A 19481-nucleotide genomic window follows, 5' to 3' on the forward strand; every position below is an offset into this window, starting at 1 on the left:
TTGCCCTGCCGGCGTCAGTAGCCGACAGCGCCGCCGTGGCGGCGGTTGTCCGCGGCCCCCTTGTAGACCGGGAAGCCGTTGGCGTCGTACTCCACGGCGATGCCGCTCAGGCCGCTCGTGAGGCCGGTGGCCTGCGCATTGCCGGTCGTGCTGCCGAAGTCCGTGCGCAGCGTGTCGAGGAGCGTGGCGATCGGCTTGCCCGCCTCGAGTTCGGCGATGCCGTTCTGTCCGGTCCAGTTGTCCGCATTGATCGCCGCCTGCAGGTCCAGGCCCGCCACGTGGTAGCCGAGGAAGGCCTTGACGATGTAGTCGGGGATGGGGCCGCCGCCCGCCGCGCCCCAGACGAGGCGCATGCGCCCTTCGGCGTCGAAGGCGATGGCCGGCGCGATCGAGCTGCGCGGGCGCTTGTGTGCCGCATAGCCGTTCACGTCCAGGCCGGGGGTCGAGGCCGAGAAGTTCGACATCGCGTTGTTCACCATCATGCCGGCGGCCTCGATGTGCGCGCCCCAGTGCGTGTTGATCGTGGTGGTCATCGCCAGGCCGTTGCCGTAGCCGTCCACGATGGCCAGGTTGCTGGTGGTGTTCCAGTCCTCGCTGCGGCGTCCGGCCTCGGCGAGCATCGTGGCCGCGCGCTGCCGCACCGCCCGGCGCTGGGCCGCCGGCACGGTGAGCGCGGCCATGGTGTCGTAGCCCGCGGGGTCGGTAGCGGCGAAGGCCGGCACGCCGTCGGCGACGCCTCCGGCGGTGATCGTCCCGCGCGCGGTGCCCGTCATCAGCGCGGCCCGGGCATCGAGGTAGGCCGGCGACAACAGCGCCGCGACGCGCGCGTTGACGTTCGAGTAGGCGGGATCGCCGACCACGTTGCGGCGGTCGGCGTTGGCCAGGCGGCTGGCCTCCGTGGCGAGGTGCACGAACGTGGCCGCCCCGATCCCGCCCGCGGCATTGCGCGCGTCCTTGCGTTCCAGCAGCCCCAGCGTGTAGAGCGTCACGACCCCGCCGAAGGAGGGCGCGGGCTGCGTGTAGACGGTCATGCCGAAACGTTCGCCCACCAGCGGCCGGCGTTCCACGGCGCGGTAGGTGCCGAAGTCCGCGGTGGTCATCAGGCTGGGGATGGACGCGATGGTGGATGCGATGGCGGGGTTCGCCGCCGTGCCGGGCGAAGGCAGGATCGATCGGCAAGGCAGCTGCCCGCCGGCGATCTTCGCCACCACCGCCTGGACGATCGGGCCGGCGGGGTCGTAGAAGGCGGCCGCTCCACCGTCGCGCACCAGCTTCATCGTATCGGCCAGCGGCTGGTTGCGGATGGTGGTGCCGACCGGCAGCGGGCGCTGCTGCGTCGCATCGGTCGCGTCGCAGTAGCGCGCCTTGATGTCGGGATACTTGCAGCGCGGCGCGCCCTTCACCGTGCCCGCCGAGTTCGACCACGCCGACACGCCGGTGCCGACGCTCAGCGGATTGCCGTCCTCGTCGTACTCCTGGCCCACGGCGTAGAGGGTCTTGTACATGTAGGGCGTCATCGGGAAGCCGTTCTCGGCCAGCGCGATCGCGTCGTCCCACAGGGCGTTCCAGGGCTTGCGGCCATGGGACTGGTGCACCAGGTCGAGCACCTTCAGGGTGCCCGGCACGCCGACGGCGCGTCCGGAGAGGTTGGTGTTGCCCTGCTGCGAGGAGATGCTCGCGCCGGCGGTGAGGCCGCTCTTGCACAGGTTGAAGCCGCCCGTGGTGGACACGTCCTGGGCGACCGCCTTGTAGATGTCGGGCACGCCGCCGGTGGTCGCCGGCGCGGCCGAGAAGCCGTCGAAGGTGCGGACCTTCCGGGTCGCCGCGTCGTAGTAGGTGATGACGCTGCCGCCGGCGATGCCGGAGGCGAACGGCTCGGCGACCCCGAGCACGGCCTGCACGGCGACCGCGGCGTCGATGGCGGACCCGCCCTGGGCCAGCACCTTGCAACCGGCGGCCGACGCGCTCACGTCCGCCGAGGTCACCATCATGTTCGTGCCGGCGATCCCGACCGTCTGGCCATAGGGCGCGCCTTGCTGCGGCTGGCACAGCGACGGGTCGAACTTGACGGCGCGCACGGGCGGTTGCGGTACGGGGGCCGGCGCCGGCGCCTGCGCGACGGGAAAGCTCTGGGGATCGCCGCCGCCGCAGGCGGCGAGCGTGCACAGCAACGACAAGGCGAGCGCCTTGCGGGTTCCGGACTGCATGGGGGTACTTCTCCGTGGGGTTGAATTCGAATGCCCGCGGGCAAGCAAGCCGCGGGCCTGTCTCCTGCGGCCTGTCGCGCGCTCAGCGCGCGGGGCAGGCGCGACGGCGCGTCGGCATCAGAAGTCCATCTTCTGCCCGGGCTCCGGCACCAGCACGCGCGGGCCCGCGCCGCCGAGCGCCTGGATGAACTCGGCCGGCGTGCCGCGAAGCTGCGGCGTGGTGCCGTAGTGGATGGGGATCGCGTAGCGCGGGCGGATCATGTCGCGCACGGCCATCGCGGCGTCCTGCGGGTTCAGCACGAAGTGGCCGCCGATGGGGATCAGCACGACGTCGGGCCGGTACATCTCGCCGATCAGCTTCATGTCGCCAAAGATGCCCGTGTCGCCCATGTGCCAGACCTTGAAGCCGTTCTCCATCTCGATGATGAAGCCGACCGGCTCGCCGCCGACGTGCACCTCGTCCTTGCCCGTCGCCGGGTTCTTGTACGCCAGCTCCGACGAGTGCTCGGCGCGCACCGCGGTGATCTTCGGGCCGGTCGGCCCGAAGGGCGCGATGGTGCCGCCCTTGCCGAAGCGCGGCGCCAGGTCGGCCGGCAGGATGCCGAGCGTGGCCACCGTCTGGTTCATGCCCGCCGGCCCGTACATCGGCACCTTGTGCATCTGCGCCAGGGCGGGCGCGTCGGCGAAGTGGTCGAAGTGGCCGTGCGTGACCAGGATCAGGTCGACGCGGCCGAGCGCCGACAGCTGCTTGAAGGCGGCGGGCGTCTTCGGGTTGCTCGTGAGCCAGGGGTCGATCACGATCACCTTGCCGCCGGGCGTGGTGATGCGCGTCGTCGCCTGGCCGAGCCACAGGACTTCGGTCTTGCCGGCCGCCAGCGGCGTGCCCGCGGCCGTGACCTGCACGGCGGGAGCCGGTTGCATGGAGGACGGGGTGGGGCCGCCGGCGCAGCCGGCCAGCGCGATCGCTGCAGTCGTGGCAAGCAGCAGGGTGCGGAGTTTCGTCATGGGGGCGCTCCTTGTTGTTGGCATGCCAACCGGCGGCGGGCACCCGGCGGATTGGAACGCCCGTCCCGGACGGCGTCAACGGGGACAGCCACTACACTGCGGCGCGTGCTGGACCCCAACCCTCGCGGCCGCTACGACCGCATCGACGCGCTGCGCGGCGCCGCCATCGTCTGGATGACGGTGTTCCATTTCTGCTTCGACCTCGCATGGCTCGGCTGGACGCGCGAGGACTTCTACCGCGACCCGTTCTGGATCGTGCAGCGGACCTGCATCGTCAGCCTGTTCCTGTTCTGCGCCGGCCTGGGCCAGTCGGTGGCGGTCGCGCAGGCGCAGCGGTGGCCGCGGTTCTGGCGGCGCTGGGGACAGGTCGCCGGCTGCGCGCTGCTCGTCACGGCCGGCTCGTACGTCATGTTCCCGCGCAGCTTCATCTCCTTCGGCGTGCTGCACGGCATCGCGGTGATGCTGGTGCTCGTCCGGCTCACCGCCGGCTGGGGCCGCTGGCTGTGGCTCGCCGGCGCGGTGGCGATCGCCCTGCCTTTCCTCGCGCCCGCGGCGCACGCGGCGTGGCCGGAACTCGAGGCGCTGAACGCACGCTGGCTCAACTGGCTGGGCTTCGTCTCGCGCAAGCCGCGCACCGAGGATTTCGTGCCGGTCCTCCCCTGGCTCGGCGTGATGTGGTGGGGCATGGCCGCGGGACAGTGGCTGCTGCGGGAGCGCCGCGACTTCGTGCAGGGCAGGGTGCCGCGTGCCCTCGCACCGCTGGCCTGGCTCGGCCGTTGGAGCCTCAGCTGGTACATGCTGCACCAGCCCGTGCTCATCGGCATGCTGATGTTGCTGCGCGCGTCCTGACAGGGCTGTCGGCATCTGCCTACAAGGCGGGGCACACGGCGCACGTACCGTGGACGGACGGCAATTCCGCCGCCTCTCCGACGTTCCCCGATGCCCAAAACCCCCAAGGCGGCCGCGCCCGCCAAGAAGAGCGCTGCCAAGCCGGCCGCGAAGTCCGCAGCCCGCAACACCGACAGCGGCCCCAGCAAGGTCGATCCCGCCGCGCCGCACGACCTGCCCGCCCGCAAGATGCTCGAAGTGGAGGAACTTGCCGCCGCGATGGACAACTCGGCGAACAAGGCCGCCGAACATGGCTTCGCCAACGGCACGCGTCCGCTCGCGGGCACCACCGTCACGCCGCCTTCGAGGCTGCCCGGCGGCAGCACGCTGTCGGAAGAGAACAGCTCCGAAAAGACCGGCAGCGTCGCCCCCGAAGGAACCAACTCCACCATCGAGCCGCTGGACCGCGTGCGCGTCGACTCCACCGGCCGCGTGCTCACGACCAACCAGGGCGTCGCCGTCGCCGACAACCAGAACTCGCTGAAGTACGGCGTGCGCGGACCGGCGCTGCTGGAAGACTTCATCCTGCGCGAGAAGATCACGCACTTCGACCACGAGCGCATCCCGGAGCGCATCGTGCATGCGCGCGGCTCCGGCGCCCACGGCTTCTTCGAGTGCTACGAGCCGCTCACGGACATCACCCGGGCGGCGCCGTTCCAGGCCGCGGGCAAGGTGACGCCGGTCTTCGTCCGCTTCTCCACGGTGCAGGGCGAGCGCGGCTCCAAGGACACGGCACGCGACGTGCGCGGCTTCGCCGTCAAGTTCTACACCGACGAGGGCAACTGGGACCTGGTGGGCAACAACATCCCGGTGTTCTTCATCCAGGACGCGATGAAGTTCCCGGACCTGGTGCACGCCGTCAAGCCGGAGCCGCACCACCAGATGCCGCAGGCGGCGAGCGCGCACGACACCTTCTGGGATTTCGTGTCGCTGATGCCGGAGTCCACGCACATGCTGATGTGGGTGATGTCGGACCGCGCCATCCCGCGCAGCTACGCCACCATGCAGGGCTTCGGCGTGCACACCTTCCGGATGGTGAATGCCGAAGGCGCATCCGTGTTCGTCAAGTTCCACTGGAGCCCGGTGGCGGGCACGCACTCGCTGGTCTGGGACGAGGCCGTGAAGATCTCGGGCGCCGACCCGGATTTCCACCGGCGCGACCTCTGGGAGCGCATCGAGGCGGGCCACTACCCGGAGTACGAACTCGCGCTGCAGGTCTTCACCGAGGAGCAGGCGGAGCAGTTCAGCTTCGACATCCTGGACGCAACGAAGATCATCCCCGAGGAACTGGTGCCGCTGCGGCCCGTGGGGCGCATGGTCTTGAACCGCAACCCGGACAACTTCTTCGCCGAGACGGAGCAGGTTGCGTTCTGCACGGCGCACGTGGTGCCGGGCATCGATTTCTCCAACGACCCGCTGCTGGCCGGCCGCATCCACTCGTACGTGGACACGCAGATCTCGCGGCTGGGCGGACCGAACTTCCACGAGCTGCCGATCAATTCGCCGATCGCGCAGGTGCACAACAACCAGCGCGACGGCATGCACCGGCAGGCCATCCACCGCGGGCGCGTGAGCTACGAGCCCAATTCGCTGGCCGGCGGCTGCCCCTTCCAGGCCGGCGCGGCGCAGGGCTTCGTCTCGGTGCCGGCGCGCATCCGCGCCGACGAGGAGCAGGGCAAGGTGCGCGCCAAGCCGGAGAAGTTCGCGGACCACTACACGCAGGCGCGGCTGTTCTACGAAAGCCAGACGCCGGTGGAGCAGTGCCACATCGCCAATGCCTTCCGCTTCGAACTGAGCAAGGTCACCGTGCCGGCCGTGCGCGAGCGCACCGTCGCGATGCTCCGCAACGCCTCGGAGGAACTCGCGATGAAGGTCGCCGACGGACTGGGCATGGACCCCATGCCCGCACCGCTGCCGCTGGCGCTGCCCGACCCGGCCACGCCGGAAGTCACGAAGTCGCCCGCGCTGTCGCTGATGGCGCGGCCCGGCGACGGCACGCTGCGCGGCCGCAAGGTGGCGCTCATCGTGGCGCCGGGCGTGGAGGCGGAGCCGCTCAGCGCATTGCAGGCCGCCTTGCTGGAGCACGGCGCCGTCGGCCGCCTGGTCGGGCCGCGCATCGGCGCCATGGCCACGGCAGGCGGGGACGTCGTCAACGCGGATGCTTCCATGGAGAACGAGCCTGGTTTCCTGTTCGACGGCCTGGTGCTGCCGGACGGCGCCGAGGCCGTCGCCGCGCTGGCGCAGGACGGGCACACCGCCGAATTCATCAAGGACCAGTTCCGCCACTGCAAGCCGATGCTGGTGCTCGGCGCGTCGCGGGAACTGCTGACGCATGCCGGCGTGCCGCTGGCCATGGACAAGAGCCTGGTGCAGGGCGGCACCGGGCTGATCATCGCGGAGGAGGGCCAGGAGGCCGCCGCGATCGAGGCCTTCCTCGAGGCGATGGCGAAGCACCGCCACTTCGGCCGCGAGATGGACCCGCCGCTGATCTGAACACCACCGACTGGACACCCCATGAACGAACTTGCCCCCAAGGACGCCTGCGACCTGCTGGACGCGGACCACATCGCCGTCAAGCACCTCTTCGTCGAATACGCGCGGCTGGCGATGGCGGCGCCCGCCGCGGCCGCCGACCGCGAGCCCCTCGCCCGCAGGATCTGCAGCGAGCTCACGGTGCACGCGCAGATCGAGGAGGAGATCTTCTACCCCGCGCTGCGGGAGGTCGTGGACGACCCCTCGTTGCTGGACGAAGCGGAGGCGGAACACCAGCAGGCCAAGGACCTGATCGCGCAGATCGAGGCGGCGCCGCCCGGCCCGGCGAAGGACGATCTGGTCAGCGAGCTGGCACGGGCGATCGAGCACCACGTGAAGGAGGAACGGGACGACCTGTTCCCCAAGGCGCGCACGTCGCTGGACCTGGATGCGCTGGGCGCGCAGCTGCGCGAGCGGCAGCAGGAGCTGGAAGGGGCCGCGGCCTAGGCGAAAAAAAGGCGGCCTCGCGGGCCGCCTTCCTTGCCGGGTGCCGCGTGCCCGCTTATTCGACCTTCGCGCTCTTGCGCAGGTTTTCCTGGAAGGCGGCGAGCTTCTGCTGCTGCAGCTGCTGGGCGATCTGCGGGCGCACTTCTTCCAGCTTGGGCAGCTGCGCCTCGCGGATGTCGTCGACGCGGATCACGTGCCAGCCGAACTGCGACTTCACCGGTGCGGCCGTGGTCTCGCCCTTCTTCAGCTTGATCATGGCCTCGGCGAACTCCGGCACGTAGCTGGCCGCGGTCGCCCAGTCGAGGTCGCCGCCGTTGGTGCCCGACCCCGGGTCCTTGGACTGCTTCTTGGCGAGGTCCTCGAACTTCTGGCCCTTCTTCAGGTTGGCGATGACGGCCTTGGCCTCGTCTTCCTTCTCCACCAGGATGTGGCGGGCCTTGTATTCCTTGCCGCCGTTGGCCGCCACGAACTTGTCGTACTCGCCCTTGATCTCCGCGTCCGTCACCGGGTTGTTCTTCTGGTAGTCCGCGAACAGCTCTCGGATCAGGATGGTCTGGCGGGCCAGTTCCATCTGGTTCTTGAAGTCGTCGGAGGCGTCGAGCCCGCGCTTGGAGGCTTCCTGCATGAAGATCTCGCGCGCGATCACTTCGTCCTTCAGCTGCGCCTGCATCTCGGGCGGCACCTGGCGGCCGGCCTTGGCCAGCTGCTGCGACAGCAGGTCGACGCGGGCCTTGGGCACCGGCTTGCCGTTGACGATGGCGACGTTCTGGGCGGCGGCGGGCAGGGCGATGCCGATGGCGGCCGCGGCGGCCGCGGCCAGGAGGACTTTCTTCATGGGGTTTCCCTTGGGAGCGAGATGAGCGAGATCAGGTTTCAGAGCGTTTCGATCGCCAGCGCGTGGACCCCGCGGTCGCGGTCGATATAGTCGCGCAGGGCATCATACACAAGGCGATGGCACGCGACTTTCGGCCGGCCGGCGAACAGCGGCGAGGCGATCCGCACCCGGAAATGGGTGCCCTGGCCCGTGCCGTCCTGCCCGGCGTGACCCAGGTGCGCAGCGCTTTCGTCCAGCACTTCGACCCGCGTGGGCGACAAACGTTCCGCCAGCCGCCGGCGCAGGTCGTCGGCGGTGATCCCCGTGCCCGTGGAGGAATTCACGAGTCGCCGGCTCCCGCTTCCTTCGGGTCCTTCATGTGCCGGCCGAGATAGAAGGCCTGGCCGACGACGAACAGGGCCATCAGCCCCAGGCCGCCGAACAGCTTGTAGTTCACCCAGGTGTCGGTGTCGAAGTTGAAGGCCACCCACAGGTTGAGCACGCCCATCAGGGCGAAGAAGCCGACCCAGCTCCAGTTCATCGCGCGCCAGGCGTGGTCCGGCAGTTCCATCTGCGCGCCCATCAGCGACTTCAGCAGGTTCTTGCGGAAGAACAGCATGCCGCCCGCGAGCGCGCCGCCCATCAGCCAGTACAGGACCGTCGGCTTCCACTTGATGAAGGTCTCGTCGTGCGCCAGGATGGTCGCGCCGCCGAACACCACGATGATGCCGAGGCTCAGCCACTGCATCGGCTCGATCTTCCCGGTCGAATACTTCAGCCAGGCGATCTGGGCGACGGTCGCCACGATCGCCACCCCGGTCGCCACGTAGATGTCCCACAGCTTGAAGGCCGCGAAGAAGAGGACGATCGGAAAGAAGTCGAGCAGCAGTTTCATCAGTTCGGGTTCCCTTCGGGCTGGAAGTCCAGCGAGGCGGAGTTCATGCAGTAGCGCAGCCCGGTCTCGGTCGGGCCGTCCGGGAACACGTGGCCGAGGTGCGCGCCGCATTGTGCACAAACCGTCTCCGTCCGGACCATGCCGTGGCTGGTGTCGCGGATCTCCTTGATGGCTCCCGGCACCGCCAGCGAGAAGCTGGGCCATCCGCAGCCGGCATCGAACTTGGTGCCGGAGTCGAACAGCTTGTTGCCGCAGCAGATGCAGTGGTAGCTGCCGTCGGCCCACACACGCTCGTACTTGCCGGTGAAGGGCCGCTCCGTCGCGGCGTGGCGGGTCACCTGGAAGGCGCCCGGCTCGGCGCCTTTCTGGGCGAGGAGGGCCTTCCATTCGGCCTCGGATTTGCGGATCGGGAAATCGTCGTTCATGAGGAGCAGCTGATCTCGATGTGGGTCGCCCAGTCGGGCGGGAAGCCGGCCTTCGCCTCGTGGGCCGGATGTTCGTCGAACGGCGACTGCACCAGCGCCAGCAGGTCGTCGACGCCGGAGAAGTCGCCGAGTTTCGCCTGCCGGATGGCCAGTTCGCACAGGTGGTTGCGCAGGACGTACTTGGGGTTGGTCCGCAGCATCGCAACACCCGCCGCCGCGCGGTCCGCCGGCAGGCGTGCTTCGTAGGTCGCGAGCCAGGCGTCGAAGCCGGGGCGGTCGAGGAACAGGTCGCGCACGGGCGCGGCGTCGCCGCCCGCCACGAAGTGGGAGAGCCGGCGCCAGAAGATCGGGTAGTCCACGCGGTCCGCGGCGAGCAGCTGCAGGGTCGCTTCCAGCAGCTCGCGGTCGCCCTCGCGCGCATCCGCCAGACCCAGCTTGGCGCGCATGCGCGTCTCCAGCTCGCGCGGGAACACCGCCTTGTACGACTCCAGCGCCGCCAGCGCGAGCTCCTGGTCGCCGATCAGCGGCAGCAGCGCCTGGCCCAGGCAGAACAGGTTCCAGTAGGCGACGTTCGGCTGCCGGTTGTACGCGTAGCGGCCGTTCTCGTCGCTGTGGTTGCAGACGTGGTTCGGCACGAACGCGTCGAGGAACTGGAACGGGCCATAGTCGACGGTCAGGCCCAGGATGCTCATGTTGTCCGTGTTCATCACGCCATGGCAGAAGCCCACGGCCTGCCAGTGCGCGGCCATGGCCGCGGTCCGCTCGCTGACCTGCTCCAGGAAGGCGGCGTACGCGTTGCCTGCGAAACGGTCGGTGGCGCGGCACTCCGGATAGAAGGTGTCGATGACGTAGTCGGCGAGGCGCGCGAGCTCCCCGAGCTGCTCGCGCGACGAGAAATGCTCGAAGTGGCCGAAGCGCACGAAGCTCGGCGCCACGCGCGTCACGACGGCGGCCGTCTCGACCTCCTCTCGCCGCACCGGTTGCGGCGATCCGGTCACGACCAGCGCCCGCGTGGTCGGGATGCCGAGGCCGTGCATCGCCTCGGAGCAGAGGTACTCGCGGATGCTCGAACGCAGCACGGCCCGGCCGTCGCCCATGCGGGAGTAGGGCGTGCGGCCCGCGCCCTTCAGCTGCAGTTCCTGCACGCCATGCGCGGGCGTCTCGATGCCGCCCAGCAGGATTGCCCGCCCATCCCCCAGCTGCCCGGCCCAGACGCCGAACTGGTGGCCGCTGTACACGCTGGCCAGGGGCCGCGCGCCCTCCGGCACGGCGTTGCCGGTGAAGGCTGCGATGCCGGAGGGGTCGGCGAGCAGCGCAGGGTCGAGGCCCAGTTGCGCCGCCAGATCGCCGTTCAGGGAGACGAGGTGCGGGGAGGGCAGCGGCGTCGGCCGCAGGTCGGTGAAGAAGGCGGGGCCCAGCGCCGCGAAGCCGTCCCGCCACGGCCGGCCCAGATCCAGCGCGGCGGGCGCGGCGACGGTGTCGGTCATGCGTTGCATTGTCCGATGCCGTGGCCGCAGGCGGGGCCCGTAGGGCTTTTGCCTAAGCTGAGCTGGCAGGCGACTCGTATCATTCCGTTGCCGAGTTCCGGTTCCAGGAAACGGCTTGGGAGGACAGAGGAAATGAGCGACTTATCGCCCCTGGAGCAATCGTTCGGCCTGATGCCGCAGGGCCTTCCGCCCGACTGCTACGAACCGCCGCCCCTGGTCACCGAACTCCAGCCCGAGGACGTCGCCTTCCGCCGCCTGCGCGGTGCCTCCGAGATCTCCCGCATCACGCACTTGCGCCGCGAAATCGCCCTGCCGGCTGCCGCCTTGGGCGACCCCGGCTTCGCCGCGCGCGAAAAAAAAGAGACGAGATCGGTCTGGTCGGCTCCTTCCTGCGCCACGGGGAATACATCGGCACGATCCGCCTGCTGCCGATGAACCAGGGCCTCGCGCCTTGCGAGCCGCTGGTTGCGCGTCACAATATCGATGAAATGCTTTGCTCCCGCGCCTGGGAGGTCGGGCGACTGGTGCTGGCCTCGCGCTACCGCAGCGGCCCCGACGCCCTCAAGCGCTGCCTGTACCTCACGCTCGTCTACCTGCTCGCCAACACCGACGTGGAAAACCTGTTCGCTTCCTGCACGCCGGTGCTCAGCCGCCTCTATCGCCGCTTCGGCTTCAGCGTCGCCGTGAAGGACGCGAGCTGCGACGCCGAGGGCAGCTACTCGCTGATCCACGGGACGGTGCCCAGCGTGCTGCGTGCGCTGGCCGGCACCGATGCCGAGAAGCGCGCCGCCGAGGACTTCCTCGCGCACCGCTACGGGGAGGCGCTCGCATGCTGAACGCGCTGCGCCGCGTCTTCAAGCACTACGAGGACTACCACGCGTACGGCCCGCCGCGCCTGAAGGCCATGGGTTACCTGGGCGCGTTCACCTACGTGGTGTTCTATTTCCTGCGCTTCACGCGGCCCAACCCGAACCTGTTCGACGACCTGCCGGCCCGTGCGCTGGCCGTGCTGCTGTTCCTGCTGATGGGGATGCGGGAGTTCTGGCCCGATCGGCTGAAGCCCTACTACATCCGCTATTCGTACTTCGTGCTGCTGTACTGCCTGCCGTGCTTCACCGTGCTGGTGGCGCTGCAGCGCGGCGGCGGCGTCGCGGCAATCTCCAACGCCTTCATCATCCTTTGCTTCCTGGTGCTGCTGACCGACTGGCGCAACACGCTGGTGATGCTGGTGGCGGGCACCGCGATGGCGGCGTTGATCTACGTGGCGACGACGGCGAACCCGAAGGTGCCGATGGACCTGATCGCGCAGCTGCCGGCCTTTGCCCTGATCGTGATCGGCGGCAACCTGTTCAAGGCGGACACCGAGCGCATCGACGCGGAGCGCAAGCTGCGCGCCACGCAGGCGCTGGCCGGTTCGATCGCCCACGAGATGCGGCATCCGCTGTCGCAGCTGAAGCACAGCCTGGAAGGCATGCAGGACCTGCTGCCCGCGCCCGGCGGCCCGCAGGCGGCGCTGGAGCCCGGCCAGCTGCAGGCGCTGTACCGCCACCTGGGGCACGGCGAACAGGCCGTCAAGCGCGGGCTGCAGGTCATCTCCATGACGCTGGACGAGGTGAGCGCGCGGCCGATCGACACCTCCGCCTTCCGCTACCTGTCGGCCGCCGAGGTCGTGCAGCAGGCGGTGGAGGAATATGGCTACGAGAGCGAGGAAGCCCGCGACAAGGTGCTGGTGAAGATCGAGAAGGACTTCACCTTCCGCGGCGACGAGACGGCCTACCTGTTCGTGCTGTTCAACCTGATCAAGAACGCGCTGTACTACCTGAAGCCGTTCCCCGACACGCGGGTGACCATCATCGTGGGCGACCACCAGGTGCGGGTGCGCGACAACGGCCCCGGCATCGCGCCGGAGGTGCTGCGCGGCCTGTTCGAGCCGTTCCGCTCGGTCGGCAAGTCGGGCGGCACCGGCCTCGGCCTGGCCTACTGCCAGCGCGTGATGCGCGCCTTCGGCGGCGAGATCGAATGCGATTCGGCGCCGGGCGAGTTCACCGAATTCAGCATGCGCTTCCCCGCCATCAGCGACGAGGAGCGCGAACAGCATCGCCTGGCCGCCGTGGCGGACGCGCGCACCATGCTGGCCGGCAAGCGCGTGCTGATCGTCGAGGACGACCCGATCCAGCGCATGGCCACCCGGCAGAAGCTCGGCCCCCTGGCGCTCACCACCGAGCTCGAGGAAGCGGCCGACGGCCAGGTCGCGTTGGGCATGCTCGCCCGGCGCGCCTACGACGTGGTGCTGCTGGATCTGCACATGCCCGGGCTCGACGGTTACGCCGTCGCCGAGAAGCTGCGCCGCGACCCGGGGCCGAACCAGGACGTGCGCATCGTCGCCTACACCAGCGAGCCGGCGCACCTGGCCCGCGCCAAGGCGCTCAAGTGCGGCATGGACGGCTTCGTCAGCAAGCCCTGCGCCCAGCTGCCGCTGCTGGCCGCCCTGCAGCAGGCCGTGCAGAACCAGCACGGCAAGGGCAGCACCGCGCGCCTGGCCGGCCGCCGCATCCTGGTGGCCGACGACAGCGCCTTCAACCGCAAGGCCGTCGCGGCCTACCTGCGCAACACCGCCGCCATCGTCATCGAGGTCGAACACGGGCAGGCGGTGCTGGAGCAGCTGCACGCGCAGGACGGCATCTCGGCGGTGATCGTCGACCTGCACATGCCCGGCATGGACGGCCTGGAGACCACCCGCGCGATCCGCGCCTCGCTCGAGGCGTGGTCCACGATCCCCGTGATCGCCCTGACGGCGCGCTCCGACGAACCCGCCGTGGCCGCCGCCACCGCGGCAGGCATGAACGCCTTCATCGTCAAGCCGGTGGACGCGCAGGTCCTGTACGACACGCTGGCCCGGCTCGTCGCCCCGGGCGCCGCGCAGACGCCGGTGACCGAAGCGGCCCTGCCGCCGGAGCCTCCGCCGCAGGAGGGGCTGCTGAACCTGCAGCGGCTGGAAAGCTACCGCCGCCTCGGCATGCTGGAGGAACTGATCGCCGACTACGTGCCGGAGATGGCGCGGCTGGTCGACAAGCTGCAGGGGGCCGTCGCCGGCGCCGACGTGCAGGGCAGCATCGATGCGCTGCATTCGCTGCTCGGCATGAGCGGCGAGGCCGGCGCGCAGGCGCTGTACCAGCAGGTGCGGCGGCTGTACGTGCCGCTGCTGGAGGAGGGCGAGTGGCCTGCCGGCAGCGCCTGGCTGCCGGAACTGCAGGCGCTGGCGCGCCGCACGGAGGAGGCCCTGCGGGCCTACTGCGACACCGCGTCGCGTTCCGCCGCCTGAAGGCGCGCCATGCAGGCCCACGAGCTTTCCGGCGAACCGCCGTGCATCCTGTTCGTCGACGACGAGCCGAGGTCGCGCAAGTGGTTCGCCCGCGAGTTCGGCGACGAATTCCGCGTGCTCACGGCCGGCGGCGCCGACGAAGCGCTGGCGATGCTCACGGAACGCCGGACGGAATTCGGCGTGCTCGTGACCGACTACCGCATGCCGGACCGCGACGGCATGAAGCTGCTGCGCACCGCGCAGCGGGATTTCCGCCACGTCGTGCGCCTGCTCGCCACCGCCTACGCGGAGAAGGATGTCGCCATCGCGGCGGTCAACCAGGGCAAGGTGCTGCGCATCCTGGAGAAGCCGCTGGACGGCGATGCCACCCGGGAGGCCCTGCGCGAAGCGCTGGCCCTCTACCGCGCACAGGCACTGGAGCGCGCGGTCAACGAAGGCCGCGTGGCGGCGCTGCGCGAGGCGCTGGGCTTCCTGGCCCATGAACTGAACACGCCGCTCGCCACGGTGCGCGGCTACGTCGGCTCCGTGGCTTCGCGCTACCTGCCGCCGGGGCCGGACAGCCCGCCGGGCATCGCGCAGTTCACCGAGGAACATCCGGGCGAGCTGCGGCTGGCGCTGGAGCGGGCCGAGCGGCGCGCCCTGTATTGCCAGTCGCTGGTGTCCACCTTCGTGCAGTCCGCCCGCGATGCCTATCCCGACGCGGTGCCGCAGTCGATCCGTGCCAGCAGCCTGGTGGAGGCGCTGCTCGACGAATTCCCCTTCGAGGAGAACGAGCGCGCCTTCGTGACGCTGGACGTGCGGCGTGACTTCCGCCTGCCCGGCCGGCGCGACCTGCTGTACCTGGTGCTGTGCACCCTCGCGAAGAATGCGCTGCAGGCACTTCGCGGACGCCCCGAGGCCCGGCTGGTGCTGGAGGTGGGTTGCGCGGCCGATGCACCGGCCGGCCAGCGGGCCTGGCTGCGCGTGCGCGACAACGGCCCCGGCATCGCGCCCGACGTGCTGGCCAAGCTCACGCGCGAGCCCGTGACGACGCGCGCCGCGGCCGGCGGCAGCGGCATGGGCTTGATGTTCTGCCAGCGCGTGATGCAGGCGATCAACGGTTCGATCCAGGTGGAGTCCACCCTCGGCGAAGGCACCGTCGTGACGCTCTACTTCCAGCCCGCCGGCCTGCCGCCCGCCTGAGCGCCCGCGCGCCGGTTTAGGATTCGTCTCCGGATCCACCAAAGCACTTCCCGAGGAGACACGACGATGCTGGGCCTCATGCAGAGCCAACCGCTGCAGATTTCCGCGCTGATCGAGCATGCCGAGCGGCACCATGGCGACACCGAGATCGTCTCGCGCCGCGTCGAGGGCGACATCCACCGCTACCAATGGAAGGACGTCGCCCGCCGCGCCCGCCAGGTGGCGAACGCGCTGGACGGCATGCAGCTGCTGTTCTCCGACCGCGTGGCGACGCTGGCCTGGAACGGCTACCGCCACCTGGAGCTGTACTTCGGGGTGAGCGGCTCGGGCCGCGTGCTGCACACCATCAACCCCCGCCTGCATCCCGAGCAGGTCGCCTGGATCGCCAACCATGCCGAGGACCAGGTGCTGTGCTTCGACCTGAGCTTCCTGCCCATCGTGCAGGCCGTGCACGCGAAGTGCACCACCATCCGGCAGTACGTCGCGCTGTGCGACCCCGACAAGCTGCCGAAGGACACGGGCATCCCCAACCTCGTGAGCTACGAGTCGTGGATCGGCGGCCAGCCGCTCACGTACCAGTGGCCGGTGTTCGACGAGAACTCCGCCTCCAGCATGTGCTACACGAGCGGCACCACCGGCAACCCCAAGGCGGCGCTCTACAGCCACCGTTCGACCGTGCTGCACGCCTATGCGGCTGCGCTGCCGGACGTGATGAACCTGTCGGCGCGCGACGCCGTGCTGCCCGTCGTGCCCATGTTCCACGTCAATGCGTGGGGCATCCCGTACTCCGCCGCCCTCACGGGCTGCAAGCTGGTGTTCCCCGGCGGTGCGCTGGACGGCAAGTCGGTGTACGAACTGGTCGAGGCGGAACAGGTGACCTTCGCCGCCGGCGTGCCGACGGTCTGGCAGATGCTCCTGGGGCACATGAAGCCGGGCGGCCTGCGCTTCTCCTCCCTCAAGCGCACCGTGATCGGCGGCTCCGCCTGCCCGCCGGCGATGATCCATGCCTTCCGCGAGGAGTACGGGGTCGACGTCCTGCACGCCTGGGGCATGACCGAGATGAGCCCGCTGGGCACGCTCTGCACGCTGAAGAACAAGCACCTGGCGCTGCCGCCCGACGAGCAGATGAAGATCCGCCTGAAGCAGGGGCGCGCGATCTTCGGCGTGGACCTGAAGATCGTCGGCGACGACGGCCAGGAGCTGCCGTGGGACGGCAAGACCTACGGCGACCTGTACGTGCGGGGCCCCTGGGTGGTGCGCGAGTACTTCAAGGGGGAGGGCGGCGACCCGCTGGTGGACGGCTGGTTCCCCACCGGCGACGTCGCCACGATGGACCCGGACGGCTACATGCAGATCACCGACCGCAGCAAGGACGTGATCAAGTCCGGTGGCGAGTGGATCAGCTCGATCGACATCGAGAACATCGCGATGGCGCACCCGGCCGTCCAGATGGCCGCCTGCGTGGGCATGCGGCACCCGAAGTGGGACGAACGGCCGATCGTCGCCGTGGTCAAGAAGCCGGGCGCCGAAGTCACCCGCGAGGAGCTGCTGAAGTTCTACGAGGGCAAGATCGCCAAGTGGCAGGTGCCGGACGACGTGGTGTTCGTCGAGAGCATCCCGCTCGGCGCCACCGGCAAGATGCTCAAGACGCGCCTGCGCGAGCAATTGAAGGACTACCGGCTGCCCACGGCGTGAGAGGGGTGTCGCCAGAGCGATAGAAACGGGGGGGATTAGGGGCAATCCCTGAGCGGGAGGCCCCTGCGGAAAAGCTACCCTGCGCCTGTCTTGCAAAGGAGCAATCCCGTGAAATTCGCCGTTACCGCCGTCGCACTGTCCACCCTGTTCGCCTGCGCCCTGGCGCAGGCCCAGACCGCGCCCCGCGCTGCCGCCGCTCCCGCCGCGGCATCGGCCACCAAGGGCCAGGTCGTGAAGATGATGTGGATCGACCCGCTCACCGGCCTCATGGGCCCGGTCGGGACGAACCAGCTCAAGAGCCTGCAGTTCCTGGCCGAGAAGTTCAACGCCAGCAACCCCGCCGGCGTGAAGTTCGAGGTGCAGGGCGTCGACAACAAGCTGAGCCCGGCCGAAAGCCTCAACGCGCTGAAGGCCGCCATCGACCAGGGCGTGCGCTACGTGCTGCAGGGCAACGGCTCGTCCGTGGCCGGCGCGCTGATCGACGCGATCGACAAGCACAACGCGCGCAACCCCGGCAAGGAGGTGATCTACCTCAACTATGCCGCGGTGGACCCGGACTTCACCAACAGCAAGTGCAACTACTGGCACTTCCGCTTCGACGCCGACACGTCCATGAAGATGGAGGCCATGACCACCTTCATGAAGGACAAGCCGGACGTCAAGAAGGTCTACCTGCTCAACCAGAACTACTCGCACGGCCACCAGGTCGCCAAGTACGCCAAGGAAACCCTGGCCCGCAAGCGCCCGGACGTGCAGATCGTCGGCGAGGACCTGCACCCGCTGGCGCAGGTACGTGACTTCGCGCCCTACGTCGCCAAGATCAAGGCTTCCGGCGCCGATACCGTCATCACGGGCAACTGGGGCTCCGACCTCTCCCTGCTGATCAAGGCCGCCAACGAAGCCGGCTTCAACGGCAAGTTCTTCACCTACTACACCAGCGTCACGGGCACCCCCAGCGCGCTGGGCACCGGCGGCGAAGGCCGCGTGTTCCAGGTCGGCTACGGCCACCCGAACATGACGGGCCAGATCCAGACCTGGGCCAACGAGTTCAACACGCGCTTCAAGGACGACCTGTACACGCTGGCCTTCTCGCACGCGTTCTCCGCCCTGAGCAACGCCATGGCCAAGGCCGGCTCCACCGACCCGGTGAAGGTCGCGGCCGCGCTGGAAGGCCTGAAGTTCAACAGCTTCAACGGCGAAGTCGAGATGCGCAAGTCCGACCACCAGCTGCAGCAGCCGCTGTACATGACGGTGTGGCAGAAGGCCGGCGGCAAGTTCGCGTACAGCCCGGAGAAGACCGGCATGACCCTCGTGCCGGTGAAGGAGTATCCGAGCTACGTGTCCAGCACGCCGACGACTTGCCAGATGCAGCGCCCGAGTTAAGCTCCCGCTTCGCCGGACCATCCGGGGGCCCCCTGCGGTGAACGTGGCGGGCCCCTTGCCTTGCCTGAGGCCGCCGCGGCGGCACCAACCAACGACCTCATGGAATTCTTCGTCATCTCGACGCTGAACGGGCTCAGCTACGGGCTGCTGCTGTTCATGCTCAGCTCGGGCCTCACGCTGATCTTCAGCATGATGGGCGTGCTCAATTTCGCGCACGCCAGCTTCTACATGGTGGGCGCGTACGTGGGCTACACGGTCGCGCGCCTGGTGGGCTTCTGGCCCGCGCTGGTCATCGCGCCGCTGGTCGTCGGCCTCCTGGGCGCGGCCTTCGAGCGGACCTGCCTGCGCAAGGTGCACAAGTACGGCCATGTGCCGGAACTGCTGATCACCTTCGGTCTGTCGTACGTGCTGCTCGAACTCGTCCAGCTGGTGTGGGGCCGCACGGCCGTCGAATTCACGCCGCCCGCCGCGTTGCAAGGGGCGGCCTTCACGCTCGTGCAGCATTCGACCGAAGGCTTCCGCCTGGTCTGGGGCACCGCGCCGGCAGCGCTCTGCAACGCCGCCGACGCCACGGTGCGGGTGGTCTGCTCGCCGTTCCCGGCCACGCGCGGCTTCATGATGCTGACGGCGGTGTTCATGCTGGCGGCCCTCGGCCTGTTGCTGGCGAAGACGCGCATCGGCATGGTGATCCAGGCGGCGCTGACGCACCCCGACACGGTGGAGGCGCTGGGCCACAACGTGCCGCGCGTGTTCATGCTGGTGTTCGGCGCCGGTGCCGCGCTGGCGGGCCTGGCCGGCGTCATCGGCGGCAGCACCTTCGTGACCGAGCCGAACATGGCCCTCACGGTGGGCTCCATCATCTTCGTGGTGGTGGTGGTCGGCGGCATGGGCTCGCTGGCGGGCGCCTTCGTCGCGTCGCTGCTGATCGGGCTGATCCAGACCTTCGCGGTCGCGCTGGATCACTCGGTGGGCTCGCTGCTGCAGGGGGCGGGCGTCGCGCTCAGCCCGGCCGCGCAGGGCAACACCTTCCTCAAGCTGACGATCTCCCAGGTGGCGCCGATCCTGCCCTACCTGTTCCTCGTCCTCATCCTGATCTTCAGGCCGCGCGGCCTGCTCGGAACGCGGGAGGGCTGAGATGGCGACGCTTTCAGACACCGGCATCGGCTCCGAAGCCGAACGCGAGAACCGGCGCGTGGGCG

At 69.4% G+C, this 19481-nt stretch carries 17 protein-coding genes; 10 read left to right on the forward strand and 7 right to left on the reverse strand.

The features are described 5' to 3' along the window. Window positions 1–14: 14 nt before the first annotated feature. Both IM787_RS11765 and IM787_RS11770 read right to left on the reverse strand, forming a co-directional pair. A complete protein-coding gene (locus IM787_RS11765) occupies window positions 15–2207 on the reverse strand; it encodes a gamma-glutamyltransferase family protein (protein WP_193676828.1) in 2193 nt (730 codons plus the stop codon). 117 nt (window positions 2208–2324) lie between these two features. Continuing rightward, a complete protein-coding gene (locus IM787_RS11770; RefSeq protein WP_193676829.1) occupies window positions 2325–3212 on the reverse strand; it encodes a metal-dependent hydrolase in 888 nt (295 codons plus the stop codon). 174 nt (window positions 3213–3386) lie between these two features. Between IM787_RS11770 and IM787_RS11775 the strand changes: the two genes are divergently transcribed. The 3 genes from IM787_RS11775 (at window position 3387) to IM787_RS11785 (ending at window position 7079) form a co-directional block, all read left to right on the forward strand. Next, complete coding sequence (locus tag IM787_RS11775) at window positions 3387–4061, forward strand: heparan-alpha-glucosaminide N-acetyltransferase (protein WP_193677119.1); 675 nt, start codon at window positions 3387–3389, stop codon at window positions 4059–4061. 90 nt (window positions 4062–4151) lie between these two features. Continuing rightward, complete coding sequence (locus tag IM787_RS11780) at window positions 4152–6593, forward strand: catalase (RefSeq protein ID WP_193676830.1); 2442 nt, start codon at window positions 4152–4154, stop codon at window positions 6591–6593. A gap of 21 nt (window positions 6594–6614) precedes the next feature. After that, complete coding sequence (locus tag IM787_RS11785) at window positions 6615–7079, forward strand: hemerythrin domain-containing protein (protein ID WP_193676831.1); 465 nt, start codon at window positions 6615–6617, stop codon at window positions 7077–7079. 55 nt (window positions 7080–7134) lie between these two features. Here the strand turns inward: IM787_RS11785 and IM787_RS11790 are convergent, their stop codons facing one another. The 5 genes from IM787_RS11790 to IM787_RS11810 are packed head-to-tail and all read right to left on the reverse strand — an operon-like array spanning window position 7135 to window position 10700. Continuing rightward, complete coding sequence (locus IM787_RS11790) at window positions 7135–7914, reverse strand: peptidylprolyl isomerase (RefSeq protein ID WP_193676832.1); 780 nt, start codon at window positions 7912–7914, stop codon at window positions 7135–7137. A gap of 38 nt (window positions 7915–7952) precedes the next feature. Further along, window positions 7953–8237 carry a BolA family protein gene (locus IM787_RS11795; protein WP_193676833.1) on the reverse strand — a complete coding sequence of 95 codons (285 nt, stop codon included), beginning with the start codon at window positions 8235–8237 and terminating at the stop codon, window positions 7953–7955. After that, window positions 8234–8788: a septation protein A gene (locus IM787_RS11800; RefSeq protein WP_193676834.1), complete on the reverse strand. Its 555-nt coding sequence runs from the start codon at window positions 8786–8788 to the stop codon at window positions 8234–8236. The genes IM787_RS11795 and IM787_RS11800 overlap by 4 nt, the downstream gene beginning before the upstream one ends. Then, a complete protein-coding gene (gene msrB, locus IM787_RS11805; protein ID WP_193676835.1) occupies window positions 8788–9213 on the reverse strand; it encodes a peptide-methionine (R)-S-oxide reductase MsrB in 426 nt (141 codons plus the stop codon). The genes IM787_RS11800 and msrB overlap by 1 nt, the downstream gene beginning before the upstream one ends. Then, window positions 9210–10700: a protein adenylyltransferase SelO gene (locus IM787_RS11810; protein WP_193676836.1), complete on the reverse strand. Its 1491-nt coding sequence runs from the start codon at window positions 10698–10700 to the stop codon at window positions 9210–9212. The genes msrB and IM787_RS11810 overlap by 4 nt, the downstream gene beginning before the upstream one ends. 132 nt (window positions 10701–10832) lie before the next feature. On the opposite strand from IM787_RS11810, the gene IM787_RS11815 reads away from it, so the two are divergent. From IM787_RS11815 to IM787_RS11845, 7 genes are all read left to right on the forward strand, one after another. Continuing rightward, window positions 10833–11135, forward strand: a complete 303-nt coding sequence (locus IM787_RS11815) for a hypothetical protein (RefSeq protein WP_193676837.1) — start codon at window positions 10833–10835, stop codon at window positions 11133–11135. Window positions 11136–11188: 53 nt separating this feature from the next. Then, the gene (locus tag IM787_RS11820; protein WP_193676838.1) at window positions 11189–11536 is read left to right on the forward strand and encodes an N-acetyltransferase; all 348 of its coding nucleotides are present in this window, start codon (window positions 11189–11191) and stop codon (window positions 11534–11536) included. Continuing rightward, window positions 11530–14022, forward strand: a complete 2493-nt coding sequence (locus IM787_RS11825; RefSeq protein WP_193676839.1) for an ATP-binding response regulator — start codon at window positions 11530–11532, stop codon at window positions 14020–14022. Before IM787_RS11820 ends, IM787_RS11825 begins: the two co-directional genes overlap by 7 nt. Window positions 14023–14031: 9 nt before the next feature. After that, window positions 14032–15204 carry a hybrid sensor histidine kinase/response regulator gene (locus IM787_RS11830; RefSeq protein ID WP_193676840.1) on the forward strand — a complete coding sequence of 391 codons (1173 nt, stop codon included), beginning with the start codon at window positions 14032–14034 and terminating at the stop codon, window positions 15202–15204. 66 nt (window positions 15205–15270) lie between these two features. Then, a complete protein-coding gene (locus IM787_RS11835) occupies window positions 15271–16899 on the forward strand; it encodes a 3-(methylthio)propionyl-CoA ligase (protein WP_193676841.1) in 1629 nt (542 codons plus the stop codon). Window positions 16900–17007: 108 nt separating this feature from the next. Next, on the forward strand, window positions 17008–18282 hold the full coding sequence (locus tag IM787_RS11840; protein WP_193676842.1) for a branched-chain amino acid ABC transporter substrate-binding protein: 1275 nt from the start codon (window positions 17008–17010) through the stop codon (window positions 18280–18282). Window positions 18283–18381: 99 nt separating this feature from the next. Then, window positions 18382–19416, forward strand: coding sequence for a branched-chain amino acid ABC transporter permease (locus tag IM787_RS11845; RefSeq protein WP_193676843.1), 1035 nt, complete (start codon window positions 18382–18384; stop codon window positions 19414–19416). The last annotated feature ends 65 nt before the right edge of the window (window positions 19417–19481 follow it).

It is taken from the genome of Ramlibacter pallidus (assembly GCF_015070875.1).
Classification (GTDB): domain Bacteria; phylum Pseudomonadota; class Gammaproteobacteria; order Burkholderiales; family Burkholderiaceae_C; genus Ramlibacter; species Ramlibacter pallidus.